This window comes from Micromonospora sp. CPCC 205554 (genome assembly GCF_036902745.1).
Taxonomy (GTDB): domain Bacteria; phylum Actinomycetota; class Actinomycetes; order Mycobacteriales; family Micromonosporaceae; genus Micromonospora; species Micromonospora tulbaghiae.
Window position 1 is genome coordinate 1 of record NZ_JBAKHP010000072.1, and the last position, 802, is coordinate 802.

An 802-nucleotide genomic window follows, 5' to 3' on the forward strand; every position below is an offset into this window, starting at 1 on the left:
GTGGCGCAGTGGTCGGTGGCCTTCCAGCAGCGGGTGCGGAAGCGGCAGCCCGACGGCGGGTTGAGTGGGGTGGGCACGTCGCCGGTGAGGCGGATGCGTCCGGCGGGGCCGAGGGCGGTGACGTCGGGGATGGCGGACAGCAGTGCCCGGGTGTACGGGTGCTGGGGGCGGGTGTAGATGGTGTCGCGGTCGCCGATCTCGACGATCTTGCCGAGGTACATGACGGCGACGCGGTGGCAGAAGTGCCGCACCACGGCCAGGTCGTGGGCGATGAACACGAACGCCAGATCGAGGTCTTGTTGCAGGCTGCGCAGCAGGTTGATGACCTGCGCCTGGATCGACACGTCCAGCGCGGAGACGGGTTCGTCGGCCACGATCAGTTTCGGTTTCAGGGCGAGGGCGCGGGCGATGCCGATGCGCTGGCGTTGGCCGCCGGAGAACTCGTGCGGATACCTGTTGTAGTGCTCCGGATTCAACCCGACGAGTTCGAGGAGTTCCTGCACGCGGTGTTTGACCCCGCCCGGTGGGGTGATGCGGTTGACCTGCAACGGCATGGCCACGATCCGCCCGACCGTGTGGCGGGGGTTCAGCGACGCGTACGGGTCCTGGAAGATGATCTGCAAATCCTGCCGCAGTCCGCGCAGCTCACCACGTTTCGCGTGGGTGATGTCCCGCCCCGCGAACTCGATCGACCCGGCGGTGGGCTCCAGCAGCCGCACCAGCATCCGCCCGGTCGTGGTCTTCCCACACCCGGACTCCCCCACCAGCCCGAGGGTCTCCCCCGGCCGCACGTCGAAGTCCA

At 68.6% G+C, this 802-nt stretch carries 1 protein-coding gene; it reads right to left on the reverse strand.

The features are described from left to right. On the reverse strand, nucleotides 1–802 hold an 802-nt coding region (locus tag V6U82_RS31515), incomplete at both ends, for an ABC transporter ATP-binding protein (RefSeq protein ID WP_334467656.1).